Raw genomic sequence first — 15,511 nt, 5'->3', positions numbered from 1 at the left:
ATCAGATTAGCGGTCTTTGCGACCAATCCCAACGCTCGCCAACCCCAACCAAGCCACTAGGATGGAAGCACAAACGGCCGGCCCCGATCGCCCCGCCAGTGCTGCCATGGCCTCGCTCAGGGTCGCCCCGGAGACCGCAGAGGAGTTAGAACTCACATCATGCAACGCTTCATCATCACTTGGATCATTTCGGCCCTGGCCCTGGCCCTGACGGCGCAACTCGTCCCCGGCATTCATTTGGCAGGCTGGACCACCGCCGCGATCGCCGCTCTGATTTTTGGGCTAATTAACGCCACCGTGCGCCCCATTCTGTTCTTGTTCACCTTGCCGCTGAACATTCTGTCCTTGGGCCTCTTTTCCTTGGTGATTAATGCCTTTTGCCTGATGCTGGTGGCCTATTTCAGCCCCACTGGTTTTGCGATCGAGGGCTTCATTCCCGCCCTGATTGGTTCGATCGTCCTCGCGATCGCCTCTAGCGGCCTGCACAGCCTCTTTGGCATCTTGGGTCTGGAACCTGAATCTTAAGAGGATGTCTGAAAAGCCAAAATTGCTATTCTGTACGCCCCAGTGATCGACTTAGACAAGGGGCTTAAGCCCCTTGTCCCCACGACTATTGGTGCTTGCCCGTGTCAAAGAATACTTTTTAAGCATCCTCTAAAGCGGGCCTCAATTAGGTTGGGTTTTTCAGATTGCGCTTTCCAGACATGCCCTGAAGGCCCAACAGCCAAAGAGCCGGTTATCTTAGAACTTCAGTGGATCGATTTTCGTCGATTCCTGAGCAATCCCAACATTAATCCCGATGGATCAAGCCCTTGGGTGACTCATCGGGATTAATTGCTATTTTGAAGATCCGCCGCGCGATCGTCCTTTTTCGGTCAGCAGGCGAATGGCGCTAGTTTGATATTTTAGGCATTTTTAGAGTCTTTCTGGCGTTTTTTTGACATTTTCTCGGAATTTTCCTAGGGCTGACTAAGAGTTTTCTGGGGACTTTTTCGGGGTTTCATTCGGTTTTTCAGACTGTGTTTGAACTTAGGAAGCTGCTTGGCCCTGCCGAGTGATCCCCATCTCTCACTGCGATTTCCCAATCCTGCCTTCCTCAACCCACCGTTGTAATGAGCCAATGTCGTTTTGTTCTGGGCTATCGGCGGCAATTTGGATTGTTGATGAACATCCGGAGCCACTCCGGGAACTGTGCCAAACCCTGACCCACCGGGGCTATCAGGTGCGGTTTCAGACTGGACACTCGGCATTGTCCAGCGTCTTACACAACGGTTCGTACCATCCCCAGTTCCAACCATTGGATCTGTTGGTGATTGGGCCCGGCCTTTGGCCCAACCTGACCACGGGAGTTTGGGGCCCCTCGCTCCAACGATTGGGAAATCTGGGCTGTCCTTGGGTAGCGATCGGGCAAGTCAGCCAACCAGAGCAGCGAATTGCGTTCTTTCGGCTGGGTGGTGCGGACTATTTGGAATGTCCTCTCCACTTGCATGAGGCGATCGTTCGGCTAGAGCGGCAATTAATCCTTCAGCGGCAACGAGCAGAACTGAAAACGCAAATCCAACAGCTTCAGCGGGATATGCGGGACTACCATCGCGTTGAGATGGAGATGCAGCTTTTGCTGGCCCTGACCCAGGCCATTACGGAAGCCACGGAGATTGAAGGGGCGTTTCATGCGGTTTTGGACTGTGTTTATCACACGATCGGGTGGGACTATGGCGAAATTTGGATGCCCGACCCCAACCGCAACCACCTGGTGATGACGCGATCGCACTACGCCATCTCAGACCTGGCCCTCAGTGAATTTGATGACGCGAGCCAATCCTTCGTCTTTGAGCGCGATCGCGGCGTGGTGGGTCGTGTGTGGCAAACGGGCCGCCCCCTCTGGATTGAGGATGCCACCAAAATTCAAGATGCCTTTTTTGTGCGACAAGAACTCGTGCTGCGGGCGGGGCTGCGCACCAACTTGAGCGTGCCGATCATTGCCAATGGGCAAATTTTGGCGGTGCTCTGTTTGTTTCACCGCGTAGCCATGCCCTGCGATGGTCGCCTAATTAAGCTCATGGGAGCCGTGGCGGCCCAAATGGGGGTTTTGCTTCAGCGCAAAAAAGCAGAATTGGAATTACGACGGGCTAACCTGCAACTGGAAGTGTTGGCCAAACTGGATGGGCTGACGCAAATCCCCAACCGCCGCTGCTTTGATCACTACCTGTTACGCGAGTGGCAACGCCTAGCCCAAAATCGCTGCCTGATTGGCGTAGGGCTGTGCGACGTGGATCACTTCAAGCAATATAACGATGCCTATGGCCACCAAGCAGGGGATGAATGTTTGGTGCAGGTGGCCCGAGCCTTGAGCCACGCGGTCTCCGAATCAGCCAACCTGGTGGCCCGCTATGGGGGCGAGGAGTTCGCGATCGTTTTTTCGGACACCAACTTGGAGCAGGTCAAGGCGATCGCCCACACAATCCAGCAGGCGATCGCCCAGTTAGCGCTGGCCCATGCCCAATCCTCCGTCAGCGAGCACATCACCCTGAGCATGGGTTTCGCGATCGCCTCGCCCCATTTGCCCGACAGTTCCCCAGATGAGCTATTGCGCTGGGCTGATCAAGCTCTCTATCAAGCAAAATATGCCGGTCGCAATCAGTTTCGGGTTGCAGCCCTGTCCCGGGCCGTCTGCGAAGGTTGCGAGGAAGTAGGCAACGAAATCGATCCAGGCATCGGCCAAGCGATCGATCCAGACAGATACAAGGAAGTTTGTCCAGGCGTTTGCGAACTCGAAATCAGCGCCAGTTAATGGCCAATCCCTGGCGAGTTTCTTGCCAACCAACAACCCAGCAAAAACTTGCAAAGAAACTTGCAAAAAAACTATTCAGACATTAACTAATCACGCAGCACACGGGCCAACATTAGCCCGTGCAGTTGGGCCCGATCGCACAATTGCGCCACCTGGGCCGGGGCGATCGGGTTGGGTTGTTCATAGGCCGTTAGCCAAGCAGCGGCGATCGCTTCGGGATTCGTCGGCAAGGATGCAAGGGGCGCTGGCGGTGTTGCGCCAACTTGCTTGTTCCCTTCAACGCCATCGATCGACTCGTCGCAGAGAGTCCACCCCGGCGCACCCACCGACTGCAGCAACACCCGCACCTTGGGGTCATAGCTGAGACCCCAACAGCGCGACCCCTCCGCCGCCGCCATGATCAGGGCATGGAGCCGCATCCCGATCGTCAGGTTCATTTGCTGAAATAGGCCCTTCAGTTGTCGGGGATCGCTGTAGCTAACAATGCGCGATCGATCGGGCCCGAGATGTTGGGCCAGGCGCTGGGCAATTGCGCCATCGGCGATCGGCTGGAAGGGCACAAACACAATCAGAGCACCGGTTTGGCTTTGGAAGCGATCGAGCGCCACGGCTAATTTTTCCAGGCGATCGGGCGTGAGGCTGGGGTGCGATCGCAAGGCCACCGCCACCTTGGGGCCCGGCGCAACCTCCGGAACCGGCACGCTGGCCAAGGCCCAAACCGGATCCGGGGCCAACTCAAACCCCTTGACTTGCCAGGTTTTGAGCAACTGGGCCGACTCCCGATCGCGCACCGTCACCCCATCGCAAGCCCGAAAGGTCGATCGCGCAATGCCCTTCACCCACCCGCGCCGCAACGGGCCAATTCCCTGGGCCCAAGCCACCCGCCGCAGTCCCCACTGACGCGCCGCCCCCATCAACCCTGCGTAATAGAGCGGACTAGCCCAACTGGTGGCATCTTGCATCAGACTGCCACCACCCCAAACCAAGGCCTGACTCGATCGCAACGCACCCCACAGGGCCGATCGATCCATCCGATCCACCGCCATCACCCCATAGCGATCATGGGTTTCCACCGGGTTCCCCGACAGCACCAGCGGCTCCACCCCGATCGGCAGCAATTGCAACAGCGTCGCCAACAAGGCCTCATCGCCCCCATTCCCTTGACCGTAATAGCCACACAACACAACTCGCTGCACAGACCCCATCCCTTCGATCGCATCGAGCTTAAAATACCGAGATTTCAGTCCCCAGCGTCAAGACAAAACCACAGTTTTTCTATCTCCAGTCTCCACATCCGGCAAAAGCTATTTAAATTTAATGAAATCTAGTCGATTTTCCCTCTCGTCAACTTGCAAGAATAATGCAATAAAAATTCCGAGTCATTTCAAGAATAATTTCCCTTAAAAGCTTAAAATTACTCTAGGAAGATCTTTGCAATTTAGAGCAGTGATCTTAGCCAGAGCAATGATTTGAGTTCATGATTTGAGTTATTGATTGATTTTCATAATTCATCCCAATAGTTTCATCCACTCCACATCAGCAATTTATTTCAATAAGCTTTCTTAAAGTCTATCCATCATCATTAAGCGAATTGTTTTGGGATTATCCCAACCCTCGCTTCTTCAGAAGAGGTTACATTTTTTACACCGCTTCTTCAAATCTTTAACTATTGAGCGTAACATTGCCAAATTCCTTATTTCTCAAGGGTTTATAGGTTTTTACCTCAGCTTCATTAAGGACAGCCACAATTCATTTAATCTTCAACGTCAAACCAAGAAATTACCTCTTTAATGAAGTTAAGTTGATGCAAAGGTTACCCAGCCAGTAACCAGGGTGCAACCCCAATAAATCGATACCGTTTCATCAACTGCTTCTTAGGAGTGAGACCCCATGAAACCCCAACAACTTTTAGCCAGCATCGCAACCGCCACCCTTTGCACCCTGGGCGTTGGTTTGCAAGCAGCCAACGCAGGCACAGTTTACAACGGCTGGAATTACGGCATTGATTCCTTCAAAGACGGCGTGAGCGGCTCTTTGGGTGGAATGTTTGAAATGTATGGCTTCGGGATTAAGCAAGACGGCGAAACCATCTACGTTGGTATCGATGCCCGATTGCCCATTACCGGCCAGCTTGATAACGGCGCGCTCAACAAGTCCATCACCTGGGGCGACATGTTCTTTAACTTCAGTGGCAACCCGCTGCTGAATGCCCAAGGAAATCTGTTCGGCGTTCGCTTTGCCAGCACCAATGATTCAACCGTGAAGCCCTTGGGCCTCTACAGCCAAGTCAGCGGCAAGAACGTTGCCAGCCAAAACCGTGGGTTTGCATCCTATGCGGATCAGTCGAAATACGTGACCGGTGCCAAGGGCATTGCTGGCATGGGCGAACTGACCGACGCAGAAGCCAAGGTTTATTTCAAAGATGCATCGCTGAACGTGATCAGCAAAGGACAACAGGTAGTGGAATCGGTGTTTGAATCCCTCGACAGCACCACCCTGTCGGCCTTGGGCTTCAACCTGAATGGCGCGTTGAACGGTGCCAAGCCTCCGGAAAGCAATGCCAACGGTGCAAAACGGCAAACCTTTGGCTTTAAGTTCACCCGGGGCGAAGGGATGGTGGGTGACTTTGTGGCCCACGTCTTCGCAGAATGTTTGAACGATGGGATGGCTGTGCGGGGCAACTTGGCTCCGAAGCCGGAACCCACGCCGGAACCCGTTTCCCTGTTGGGTCTGGCGGCTGTGGGCGCTGCGGTGGCCACTCGTCGCTACCGTGCGGCCAAGGTTGGTTAATTTAACTGACTGGTCGAAAGGGCCAATCTAATGGGCTGATATTGGCAACCTTGGCTTAGTTTGAGCCTGAGCCACACCCGACAGAATCCAGCAATTCATCAACTCGGGGCGATCGAGCGGCAGTTTCCCAAGAGCCAGCTCATCGCCCCAGTTGCTTTGAGCTAAGGACTTTGCATTCTTGAAAAATCATTAAAATTCCGATCCCATGGGAGATTGGAAAAATATCAGATAACTAAATTAATTTTTCATCGAAGCTTCATTAAGTAAAAGTCGAATTCACAGAATCTTTAAAATTCTTTCCGGAAGTTATGACTTTAATAAGCTTAGCGAACACATCCGACGTTAAACATCCGGCAAGCGAAAAGCGGCCTCAGCATTCAGTTGAGCAGGATGATTAGCCGTACTTCATTCCACTACAACGTCTTTTGGGAGCGTTAGAGACCATGAAAATTCAGCAGATTTTTGCCGGTGTTGCCACTGCCACCCTCTGCACCTTCGGAATGGGATTGCAGGCAGCCCATGCCGGCACGGTCTACAACGGCTGGAATTATGGGATTGACTCCTTCAAAGATGGCGTGAGCAACGGCAACGTCGGCGGCCTGTTTGAGATGTATGGTCTGGGGATCAAGCAAGATGGCGAGACCATCTATGTGGGAATTGATGCCCGCCTGCCGCTGACGGGTATGGCAACCGGGGGAGTCACCAACGGTTCGATCGCCTGGGGAGACCTGTTCTTTAACTTCACCGGCAGCCCGCTGCTGAACGCTCAGGGCAGCCTGTTCGGTGTGCGCTTTGCCAGCAACAATGATGCATCGGTGAAGCCCTTGGGTCTGTACAGTGGCGTTTCGGGCAAAAACGTTGGTACGAGCAACCAAGGGTTTGGCTCCTATGCCGAGCAGTCGAAGCATGTGAGCGATCGCGGTGGTTTGCCCGGTGCAGGTGAGCTGACCGATGCGGAAGCCAAGACCTACTTCAAAGATGCTTCTTTGGGTGTGATTACCCAAGGGCAACAGGTGGTGGGGTCAGTATTTGAGGCTCTTGATGGCGCGGCTTTGTCGGCTTTGGGCTTCAACCTGAATGGTGCGCTGGGTGGTGCAACGCCGCCCCAAAGCGATGCGGGTGGCGCAACTCGCCAGACATTCGGCTTTAAGTTCACCCGGGGCGAAGGGATGGTGGGTGACTTTGTGGCCCACGTTTTCGCAGAATGCCTGAATGACGGGATGGCTGTGCGCGGCAACTTGGCTCCGAAGAAGGAAGCATCCACGCCGGAACCGATTTCCCTGTTGGGCTTGGCGGCTGTGGGCGCTGCGGTGGCCAGCCGTCGGCAACGGGCTACGGTGAAAGTCGGCTAAAGGTTGTCTGTTGACTAAAGAACGGTTCATCGGTTTGTTAATGGCGAATCCATAGCCAATCCATCACTAAATCTTGCCTGCTGATTTGCCTGCTGACGGGGCTGAGTCGCGCGTTGGAGCTTTAGATTCAGGAGCTTTGGATTAGTTGATTCGGTTAGCTTAACCAACTCAGAACGGAGGGTTTCCCTGGAGGAATCCTCCGTTTTTGATTGGGCCAAGAGGGTTCGATCGGGGCGGATTCTGGGGTGATCGGGGCAGAGAGTCGCAGAAACTGGGGAATGGCGAACCAAAAAATTGCCGAAAAGTATCGGTAAAGTCTTTCAAAATAGAGCGATTCCACAAAAATCGACAGGTATCAACTGGATGAATTCGGCGGCTTCAGTGATCGCAACGGTGAATTCTGGCTTGGCGAAATTAACGGCCCGGCCGTTGGCTCCCTGGCACTGGCGATCGCTCCCGCTGGCCGATCGCTCGGGGGCGGCGGTGTTTGCGGCCCTGTTTGCGGAAGAGCTGGCTCAGGGGGAAATTGCCGTTTTGTTGGAAAGTCCCCCTGCGCCGGAGCAGTGGTGTGCGGCGGCCCAGGAGTTGGCTCGCTATTCGATTTGTGCGGGTCGTCCCCGATCGGGACGGGTTTGGACTCCGGCAGTGGGGGACATTTTGCCCATGTTGGGCGATCGACTGGCGGAAGGTGGGGCGGCGGAGCGGCTGAATGCTGCTCAGAATGAACCGGGGCCCGCGTTGCCATTTCGGGGAGGTTGGCTGGGGTGGCTGGGCTACGACCTGGCTTGGGAGGTGGAACAGTTACCCCAATTGCGATCAGATGAGTTGCCGTTTCCCGTGGCCTTTTGGTATGAGCCAGATTGCTTTGCGGTGTTGGATCACGGGGGCGATCGGCTTTGGCTGGCGGCAACGGTGGCGGCGGATCTCGATCGGCTCGTGGCCCAGCTAGACAAAGCTGCCACAGCGCTCCCACTGGCGGAATCGTCGGGGGTGATCGAACCAACCAGCACCCTCATTCCTCAATTCACCAGCGACCAAGCCGCCTATACCGCCGCCGTTCGCCAAGCCCAAGAGCACATCCGCGCGGGGGATATTTTCCAGGCTAATTTGTCCCTGCGGTTTTCGGTTCCTTGCCCCGCCAGCGGTTGGACGCTTTATCAGGCCCTGCGCCAAATTAATCCCTCTCCCTTCGCCAGCTATTGGCAAACCCCTTGGGGCGAGGTGGTGAGCTGTTCGCCGGAACGGTTGGTGCAATTGCGCGATCGCCAGGCCAGCACTCGCCCGATCGCAGGAACCCGCCCCCGAGGGATTGATCGCCCCGCCGATTTGGCCAACGAGGTGGAATTGCTGAATCACCCCAAGGAGCGGGCTGAACATGCCATGTTGGTAGACTTGGAGCGCAATGATCTGGGGCGGGTTTGCGATTGGGGCAGTGTGCAGGTGGATGAGTTCTTGACCGTGGAGCGCTACAGCCACGTGATGCACTTGGTGAGCAACGTGGTGGGACAACTTGCGCCCGATCGCACGGCGATCGACCTGATTCGGGCCACCTTCCCCGGCGGCACGATCACCGGTTGTCCGAAGGTGCGCTGCATGGAGATCATTGAAGCCCTGGAGCCGGTGCGCCGCAGTTTGTTCTATGGCTCCTGTGGTTACCTGGATGCGGGCGGTAATTTGGATCTGAATATTCTGATTCGGACGCTGTTGATTCCCCGCACGGCGCGATCGGGGGATTCGCAATTGGGCGATCGACTGGTTTGGGGCCAGGTGGGCGCGGGGATTGTGGCTGACTCCGACCCCGATCGGGAGTGGTGGGAATCGCTCTCGAAGGCCCATGCCCAATTGGCAGCGCTGCGACGGGTGTTGGGGTTGGATGGGGCTGGCCGGGCCGAGCCATTGCCGTTCCCTGATCCCAATCAGCCCAATTACTCAAATTAATGCAGGCTCAATCATGCAGGCTCACTGGGTTTAGTTCCAAATCCCGTTCAGCCAATCCCGTTCAGCCAATCCCGTTGGGCGAATTTAGCAGGCCCCAACAGGGCGGAGTTTTAGACCCAAATTCTTCCGTGATAGACTGAGGCAAGCGCTGCCTAGCTATTCCCCAAGTCCCCGGCTTTGAGCCTTGGCTTTCCGCTTCGGGCTTTGGGCAACAGTGCGGCAACCGCAAACGCTTGGGCCCCAGGCCCCACCACAGCAGCATTTCAACCTCCATTGCGTTCGGTTGCGGCTGCTGTGCGGGTGTCTAGACCCATCGCCTCCAGCCTTTGCCCACCAGCCTTTCCCGGCCAGCGGCAAGGAAAGGTCAATTGGCGCGTTGCAAGTCGGTACAGTGAACCGGCTTTTTTTATGGCCCAATGGGGATCAGCTCCCTCCGTGGGTCGTGATCAGCACTGCTTTGCACTTTGATTGCTTTGCGCTCTGTCTGACCACGCCCCATGCCCTCACTCAAGGGCAATTTCTCCAACGGTGATCTTGCCGGATTCATCTCAGAGCGTCGTTACTTAGGCACGATTCTGGGGACAGATCCGCAAGCGCGATCGGCCCTGTTTCCCTTCGGGCCGGATCACTGATCACGCGGTTGGGGGCCATTGCCCGCTCTATCGTTTGGTTTCATGGCTCATCCCGCAATTCCCCGCATTTTGGAACTTGCCACCCCGATCGCCACCGATTTGGGACTGGAGATCGTGGGGGCAACCTTCCACACCAATGAAAGCCCCCCTGTTTTGCGCCTCGAACTCCGCAACCCGATCGCCGATACCAGTCTGGATGACTGCGAACGGCTGAGCCGGGCCTTGGAGCCGGTGCTCGATGAGGCGGATGCCATCCCCGGAGCCTACGTGCTGGAAGTGTCTAGCCCTGGCCTGTCGGAGTTTTTGGAGACCGATCGGGAGTTCACCTCCTTTAAGGGGTTTGAAGTCACCGTCACCACCCGCGAGCCACACAAGGGCAAATCCCTTTGGCAGGGCAGCTTGCTCGATCGCGATGCAGAAACCCTGCGCATCAACCAAAAAGGCCGAGTGATCAGCATTCCGCGCGATTTGGTGGAACGGGTGCGCCTGGCCGACGGAGCCGAGTAGCTCAGCGGCCGGCCATCCTGCGCGATCGCCCCATTGCCCATCCCCACACCCGCGATCGCGCCGAATGCTTCACCACTCCCCATTCACCTTTACGAATCTTTAGGAACCCCACACCCATGTCCATGGTTCGCCTAACCGGCCTGCAAGAAATGATCGACGGCATCAGCCGCGAACGCAACTTGCCGAAAACCGCCGTTGAAGCCGCCCTGCGTGAGGCCCTGCTCAAGGGCTATGAGCGTTATCGCCGCACCCAAAGCTTGGATGTGCGCAATATCTTTGACGAAACCTACTTCGACAACTTCGACGTGGAATTGGACACGGAAGAAGAAGGCTTCCGGGTTTTGGCCACCAAGAGCATTGTGGAAGAAGTGGCCGACCCAGACCACGAAATTGCCCTTAGCGATGTGCAAGAAGTGGCCGCCGAAGCCCAACTGGGCGACACGGTGATTTTGGATGTCACCCCCGATCGGGATGACTTTGGGCGCATGGCCGCCATCCAAACCAAGCAAGTGCTGGCCCAAAAGCTGCGCGACCAGCAGCGCAAGCTGATCCAAGAGGAATTCCAAGAGCTAGAAAGCACGGTGCTCCAAGGGCGCATCCTGCGGTTCGAGCGCCAATCGGTCATTGTGGCCGTCACCAGCGGCTACAGCCAACCGGAAGTGGAAGCGGAACTGCCCAAACGGGAACAGTTACCCAACGACACTTACCGCGCCAACGGAACCATCAAGGTCTACCTCAAGAAAGTTTGCGAAGGATCCCAGCGGGGGCCGCAACTCTTGGTTTCCCGGGCCGATGCGGGGTTGGTGGTTTACCTGTTCGCCAACGAAGTGCCGGAAATTGAAGATGACATTGTGCGAATTGTGGCCGTGGCCCGGGAAGCCAACCCGCCCTCGCGCCATGTGGGCCCGCGCACCAAGATTGCCGTTGACACGGTGGAGCGCGATGTGGATCCTGTGGGGGCTTGCATCGGGGCCCGGGGGTCGCGAATTCAGGTGGTTGTGAACGAACTGCGGGGCGAAAAAATCGATGTGATTCGCTGGTCTCCGGATCCGGCTACCTACATTGCCAACGCCCTCAGCCCAGCCCGGGTGGTGGAAGTGCGTCTGATGAATCCCGAGGAGCGCCAAGCCCATGTGCTGGTGGGTGATGATCAGCTCAGTTTGGCGATCGGGAAAGAGGGGCAAAATGTGCGCCTGGCCGCTCGACTCACGGGCTGGAAAATCGATATTCGCGATGTGGCTAAGTACGATCGCGACGAAGAAGATGCCAAGATGGCCAGCTATCTCGCGGAACGGGAGGCAGCCCTCGCCCTGGCAGCGGCCGAAGCGGCTGACGACTTTGCAGAGGAGGAACCGGAAACCGACGACTTTGCAGACGAGGACGCTGAGTTCAGCCCTGGGGAGATTGACCCATCGGCAGCCGCAGACGATGAAACAGATGATGAGTTTGATGGCGATGATCTTGAGGACGATCAAGAGCAGGCTCCCCTGGACTCAGCGGCGGATGCTGACGACGGTGACCAAGAGGAAGATGATCAAGACAGCGATGATTCAGACCCTGATGATCTAGCCGAGAACGACTCCGCAGACGAGGACTTCGACGGCGACGATCCGGATAGCGAGGCGCTGGATCAGGAGGCCAATTGATCTCTTGCCGCCCAACTATCGCCGTTGTTTGATTTGTCGTCGGGTGGCCCATCGATCGGAGTTTTGGCGCATCGTGCGGGTGGCCCACTCCGGTTCGGTGCAACTCGACCAAGGCATGGGGCGATCGGCCTATCTTTGCCCCTGTGCAGACTGCCTACGAGCAGCCCAGCGCAAGGATCGAATCGGGCGATCGCTCAAGTCCCCTGTCCCCGCCCCCCTCTATGACCTGCTTTGGCAACGGCTGACCGCCCGGGTTCCCAACCCGGACTCTCTGGGAAATCCAACCCCACCAGAGTGAACCGCCCCCATCGCACGTCATAATAGGAAGGGACTAGACGGCTCGATCGAAATGTTTCAAATGACGGTGGGCTATGATGTCGTGACGCAATAGGATTCGAGGAAACTGGATGAGCACAGGCCGCGTGAGAATTTACGATTTAGCGAGAGAACTACATCTGGAAAATCGCGAGATCTTGGTGATCTGCGAGCAACTAAACATTCCCTTCAAAAGCCACAGCAGCACCATCACCGAATCTGAAGCCGCTCAAATCCGCGCAGCCGCTCGTCAACAGTTTGCGAATCGTCCTGCGCCCTCCAGTCCTGGCCAATCCTCTGCACCCTCGGTGAATCCAGCCTCCTCCAACCCTCCTGATTTGTCCCCCTCCGATACGCCCACAGAAGGGCGCGATTCAGCACCGGCTATGCAAAAAAAGCAGCAAATTCTCGAGATTCGCAAACCAAAGCTACGCCCCAACACCGAAGGAGCAGCCCCCGAAGCCACGCCCCCCGTCAGCCGTCCTGCACCCCCGAAACTCGTTTCGCCCAAGCGGGCCGAACCCGCTCGCCCCGAAGCGGCTAAGTCTGAGGCAGCTAAGTCTGAGGCGGCCAAGCCCGAAATCGTTGCTCCTGTGAATGTCCCCGCCCAGCCGTCCGATTCGCCCGCAGTGCCCCCCGCGGCCTCGGTTGACCTGGCCCCGGCTGAACCCAGCGCCCCCCGCCGCCCCGCCGCCTCAGGCGATCGCCCCGCCGCTTCGGCAACACCGGAACCCATTGCCGAAAAGAAAGCCGAACTGAAAACCCCGCCCCGTCCCGGCACAGCGCCGCGCCCGGTCAAGAAGCCCGAGCTGGTGGGGCCGCCATCGCGGCCAGCCAAGCCCGCCGAAAGCAAGCCTGCTGAACCCCGCGCGGGTGCGCCCAGTCGCCCATCCCGTCCCACCCGGCCCGGCGAGGCCAAAGGCCCCGCAGCCGGTGGCCCTGGAAAAGGGGCCCCGCCAACCATCGTGGAGTTGCGCCGGCCGAAACCCGTGCGCCCCACCGAAGCCACAGCCGACGGTAGCGCTGACGGCACAGCCGCAGCCCCCGCGGCCAAACTGCTGGAAAAACCCACACGTCCGGCCAGCAGCGGCGAAGATTATGAAAACAAGCTGAATCGACCGACCCTGAATCGCCCCACCAAGAAGGGCAAAGATTGGGAAGCGGAAGAGGAAGAGCGGGCCAGAATTGCCAAGGACAAGGCTGGCAAGAACAAGCGCCGTAACCAGGTGGAATTCGAAGACGAAGACGACTTCGAAGAAGATGATGAACTGATGATGGAAGGGGTGGACGGTCAGCCGGCTCCCTTCCAGGTCAGCCTATCGATCGCCCGGCCGCCGAAGCCCAAGGGTGTTACCCCGCCGAAGCCCGCTCCGCAGCCCAAACCGGTTACCAAGAAGGGGGCCTCGCGCCCGCCTCAACGGGAACGTCGGGAACAACAGGTCAAGAAGGAACGACCGGAGCTGATTACCCTCACGGAGGGTCTGACGGTGGCCGAGTTGGCCGAAAAGCTGGCCGTTCCAGAAACGGAAGTGGTGAAGCGCCTGTTCTTGAAAGGGATGGCCGTCAGCATTACCCAAACCCTCGATGTTCCGACAGCCACCATGGTGGCCGAGGAGTTGGGGGTGATGGTGGAAACCGCCGAGAAGGAATCGGAAGCCCGCAAGGTGACCGAAATGCTCGATGTGGCCGACCTGGAAAGCCTCCAGCGCCGCCCGCCGGTTGTCACAATCATGGGTCACGTAGACCACGGGAAAACCACCCTGCTCGACTCGATCCGCAAAACCAAGGTGGCCCAAGGGGAAGCCGGTGGCATTACCCAGCACATTGGGGCTTACCACGTGCAGGTGGATCAAGAGGGCGGCAGCAAGAAGGTGGTCTTCTTGGATACGCCGGGTCACGAAGCCTTCACGGCCATGCGTGCTCGGGGGGCACGGGTCACGGACATTGCCATTTTGGTGGTGGCGGCCGATGACGGAGTGCAACCCCAAACGATCGAGGCTCTCAGCCATGCCCGCGCGGCGGAAGTGCCGATCGTGGTGGCCATTAACAAGATTGACAAGGAAGGCGCAAATCCCGATCGGGTGAAGCAGGAACTGGCCGAGCGCGGCCTTGTGCCGGAAGAGTGGGGCGGGGACACGATTATGGTTCCCGTGAGCGCCCTCAAGGGTCTCTACTTGGATGACCTGCTGGAGAACCTGCTGTTGGTGGCAGAAGTGGAAGACTTGATGGCTAATCCCGATCGCCTGGCGCGCGGGACGGTCATTGAAGCCCACCTCGATCGGGCCCGTGGTCCGGTGGCCACCCTGCTGGTGCAAAACGGAACCCTGCGAGTTGGCGACATCCTCCTCGCCGGCCCGGCTCTGGGCAAGGTGCGGGCGATGATTGACGATCGTGGTCATCGCGTTGATGCCGCCACTCCTTCCTTCGCCGTTGAGGTGTTGGGTCTGAGCGAAGTTCCGGCCGCTGGGGAAGAATTTGAAGTCTTCGCCAACGAAAAAGATGCCCGGGCGATCGCCTCTCAGCGCAGCGACCAACAGCGCCAAAGCCGTCTGCAACAGGCCATGGCTTCCCGTCGCGTCAGCCTCACCAGCATTTCTGGCCAGGCACAAGAGGGCGAGCTGAAGGAACTGAACCTCGTGCTCAAGGCCGATGTGCAAGGCTCCCTGGAAGCCATTCTGGGATCTTTGCAACAACTGCCCCAAAACGAAGTGCAAGTGCGCGTGTTGTTGGCGGCACCGGGCGAAATCTCCGAAACGGATATTGACTTGGCTGCCGCCAGTAGCGCCGTGGTTGTGGGCTTCAACACCACCCTCGCGCCTGGTGCTCGTCGCTCCGCCGATGAAGCGGGCATTGATGTCCGCGAATACAGCGTGATCTACAAACTGCTGGACGACATCCAAGCCGCCATGGAAGGGATGCTCGATCCGGAAGAGGTGGAAGAACCGCTGGGTCAAGCGGAAGTTCGGGGTGTGTTCCCGGTGGGTCGCGGCACGGTGGCCGGTTGCTATGTGCAGTCGGGCAAGCTGATTCGCGATTGTCTGCTGCGGGTGCGCCGAGGCAAGGAACTGGTGTTCCAAGGCCGCATGGATTCGCTGAAGCGTTTCAAGGAAGACACCAAGGAAGTGAACAGCGGCTACGAGTGCGGTGTGAACTCCTCGGGCTTCAACGACTGGCAAATGGGCGACATCATCGAGGCTTACCGCCTGGTGGCCAAGCGTCGCACCCTGTCCCTCTAGGACATTTGCGGAAGGTTAATCAGCGAATCAGCCCACTGCTTCGCTGAGGGCGATCGAGTCCACAGCCCGATCGATTCCGGTTCGATCGCCCCATCACCCTTGATCTGGGTTTTCATCAGCCCCGACTAGTCACTAACCACGTGCTAATCGGGGCTGATTCTTTTGTCTGGCATCACAACCCGATCGCATCGGGTCTGTTAAAACTGACGGAATAGTCCAGCGGGGAAACCGAAACCCAAGGTGGCTCTGGATCGTCATTGAGCCATTCTGAGCCTGCTGATTATTTTTGCTGTTTTTGATTGCT

Annotated in this window: 12 protein-coding genes; 10 read left to right on the top strand and 2 right to left on the bottom strand. The window is 57.4% G+C overall.

Annotated elements, in window-relative coordinates; all coding sequences use genetic code 11:
- Positions 1 to 6: 6 nt before the first annotated feature.
- Positions 7 to 156, bottom strand: a complete 150-nt coding sequence (locus tag H6G52_RS10950; protein ID WP_190528286.1) for a hypothetical protein — start codon at positions 154 to 156, stop codon at positions 7 to 9.
- 3 nt (positions 157 to 159) lie between these two features.
- Between H6G52_RS10950 and H6G52_RS10945 the strand changes: the two genes are divergently transcribed.
- Both H6G52_RS10945 and H6G52_RS10940 read left to right on the top strand, forming a co-directional pair.
- Positions 160 to 525 carry a phage holin family protein gene (locus tag H6G52_RS10945; RefSeq protein ID WP_099532886.1) on the top strand — a complete coding sequence of 122 codons (366 nt, stop codon included), beginning with the start codon at positions 160 to 162 and terminating at the stop codon, positions 523 to 525.
- 595 nt (positions 526 to 1,120) lie between these two features.
- Positions 1,121 to 2,791, top strand: a complete 1,671-nt coding sequence (locus H6G52_RS10940; RefSeq protein WP_190528283.1) for a diguanylate cyclase domain-containing protein — start codon at positions 1,121 to 1,123, stop codon at positions 2,789 to 2,791.
- A gap of 86 nt (positions 2,792 to 2,877) precedes the next feature.
- Here the strand turns inward: H6G52_RS10940 and csaB are convergent, their stop codons facing one another.
- Positions 2,878 to 3,996, bottom strand: coding sequence for a polysaccharide pyruvyl transferase CsaB (gene csaB, locus H6G52_RS10935; protein WP_190528282.1), 1,119 nt, complete (start codon positions 3,994 to 3,996; stop codon positions 2,878 to 2,880).
- Positions 3,997 to 4,681: 685 nt separating this feature from the next.
- Between csaB and H6G52_RS10930 the strand changes: the two genes are divergently transcribed.
- From H6G52_RS10930 to infB, 8 genes are all read left to right on the top strand, one after another.
- The gene (locus H6G52_RS10930) at positions 4,682 to 5,581 is read left to right on the top strand and encodes an XDD3 family exosortase-dependent surface protein (protein ID WP_190528280.1); all 900 of its coding nucleotides are present in this window, start codon (positions 4,682 to 4,684) and stop codon (positions 5,579 to 5,581) included.
- A gap of 443 nt (positions 5,582 to 6,024) precedes the next feature.
- Complete coding sequence (locus H6G52_RS10925; protein WP_190528278.1) at positions 6,025 to 6,933, top strand: XDD3 family exosortase-dependent surface protein; 909 nt, start codon at positions 6,025 to 6,027, stop codon at positions 6,931 to 6,933.
- Positions 6,934 to 7,296: 363 nt separating this feature from the next.
- On the top strand, positions 7,297 to 8,871 hold the full coding sequence (locus H6G52_RS10920) for an anthranilate synthase component I (protein ID WP_190528276.1): 1,575 nt from the start codon (positions 7,297 to 7,299) through the stop codon (positions 8,869 to 8,871).
- Positions 8,872 to 9,368: 497 nt separating this feature from the next.
- A complete protein-coding gene (locus H6G52_RS18790) occupies positions 9,369 to 9,503 on the top strand; it encodes a hypothetical protein (protein ID WP_255508522.1) in 135 nt (44 codons plus the stop codon).
- A 42-nt stretch (positions 9,504 to 9,545) separates the two neighbouring features.
- Positions 9,546 to 10,010: a ribosome maturation factor RimP gene (gene rimP, locus H6G52_RS10915; protein ID WP_099532892.1), complete on the top strand. Its 465-nt coding sequence runs from the start codon at positions 9,546 to 9,548 to the stop codon at positions 10,008 to 10,010.
- A 116-nt stretch (positions 10,011 to 10,126) separates the two neighbouring features.
- On the top strand, positions 10,127 to 11,656 hold the full coding sequence (nusA, locus tag H6G52_RS10910; RefSeq protein ID WP_190528274.1) for a transcription termination factor NusA: 1,530 nt from the start codon (positions 10,127 to 10,129) through the stop codon (positions 11,654 to 11,656).
- 4 nt (positions 11,657 to 11,660) lie between these two features.
- The gene (locus tag H6G52_RS10905) at positions 11,661 to 11,954 is read left to right on the top strand and encodes a YlxR family protein (RefSeq protein WP_190528272.1); all 294 of its coding nucleotides are present in this window, start codon (positions 11,661 to 11,663) and stop codon (positions 11,952 to 11,954) included.
- A 109-nt stretch (positions 11,955 to 12,063) separates the two neighbouring features.
- The gene (gene infB / locus H6G52_RS10900) at positions 12,064 to 15,207 is read left to right on the top strand and encodes a translation initiation factor IF-2 (protein WP_190528270.1); all 3,144 of its coding nucleotides are present in this window, start codon (positions 12,064 to 12,066) and stop codon (positions 15,205 to 15,207) included.
- Positions 15,208 to 15,511: the final 304 nt, after the last annotated feature.

It is taken from the genome of Limnothrix sp. FACHB-881, from assembly GCF_014698135.1.
Classification (GTDB): Bacteria; Cyanobacteriota; Cyanobacteriia; order CACIAM-69d; family CACIAM-69d; genus CACIAM-69d.
This window is presented reverse-complemented; position numbering and strand designations above follow the sequence as displayed.

Coding starts and splice junctions, on each gene's coding strand:
- H6G52_RS10945 (WP_099532886.1), top strand. CDS start 160: ATGCAACGCTTCATCATCACTTGGATCATTTCGGCCCTGGCCCTGGCC.
- H6G52_RS10920 (WP_190528276.1), top strand. CDS start 7,297: ATGAATTCGGCGGCTTCAGTGATCGCAACGGTGAATTCTGGCTTGGCG.
- H6G52_RS10925 (WP_190528278.1), top strand. CDS start 6,025: ATGAAAATTCAGCAGATTTTTGCCGGTGTTGCCACTGCCACCCTCTGC.
- H6G52_RS18790 (WP_255508522.1), top strand. CDS start 9,369: ATGCCCTCACTCAAGGGCAATTTCTCCAACGGTGATCTTGCCGGATTC.
- H6G52_RS10940 (WP_190528283.1), top strand. CDS start 1,121: ATGTCGTTTTGTTCTGGGCTATCGGCGGCAATTTGGATTGTTGATGAA.
- rimP (WP_099532892.1), top strand. CDS start 9,546: ATGGCTCATCCCGCAATTCCCCGCATTTTGGAACTTGCCACCCCGATC.
- H6G52_RS10930 (WP_190528280.1), top strand. CDS start 4,682: ATGAAACCCCAACAACTTTTAGCCAGCATCGCAACCGCCACCCTTTGC.
- infB (WP_190528270.1), top strand. CDS start 12,064: ATGAGCACAGGCCGCGTGAGAATTTACGATTTAGCGAGAGAACTACAT.
- nusA (WP_190528274.1), top strand. CDS start 10,127: ATGTCCATGGTTCGCCTAACCGGCCTGCAAGAAATGATCGACGGCATC.
- csaB (WP_190528282.1), bottom strand. CDS start 3,996: ATGGGGTCTGTGCAGCGAGTTGTGTTGTGTGGCTATTACGGTCAAGGG.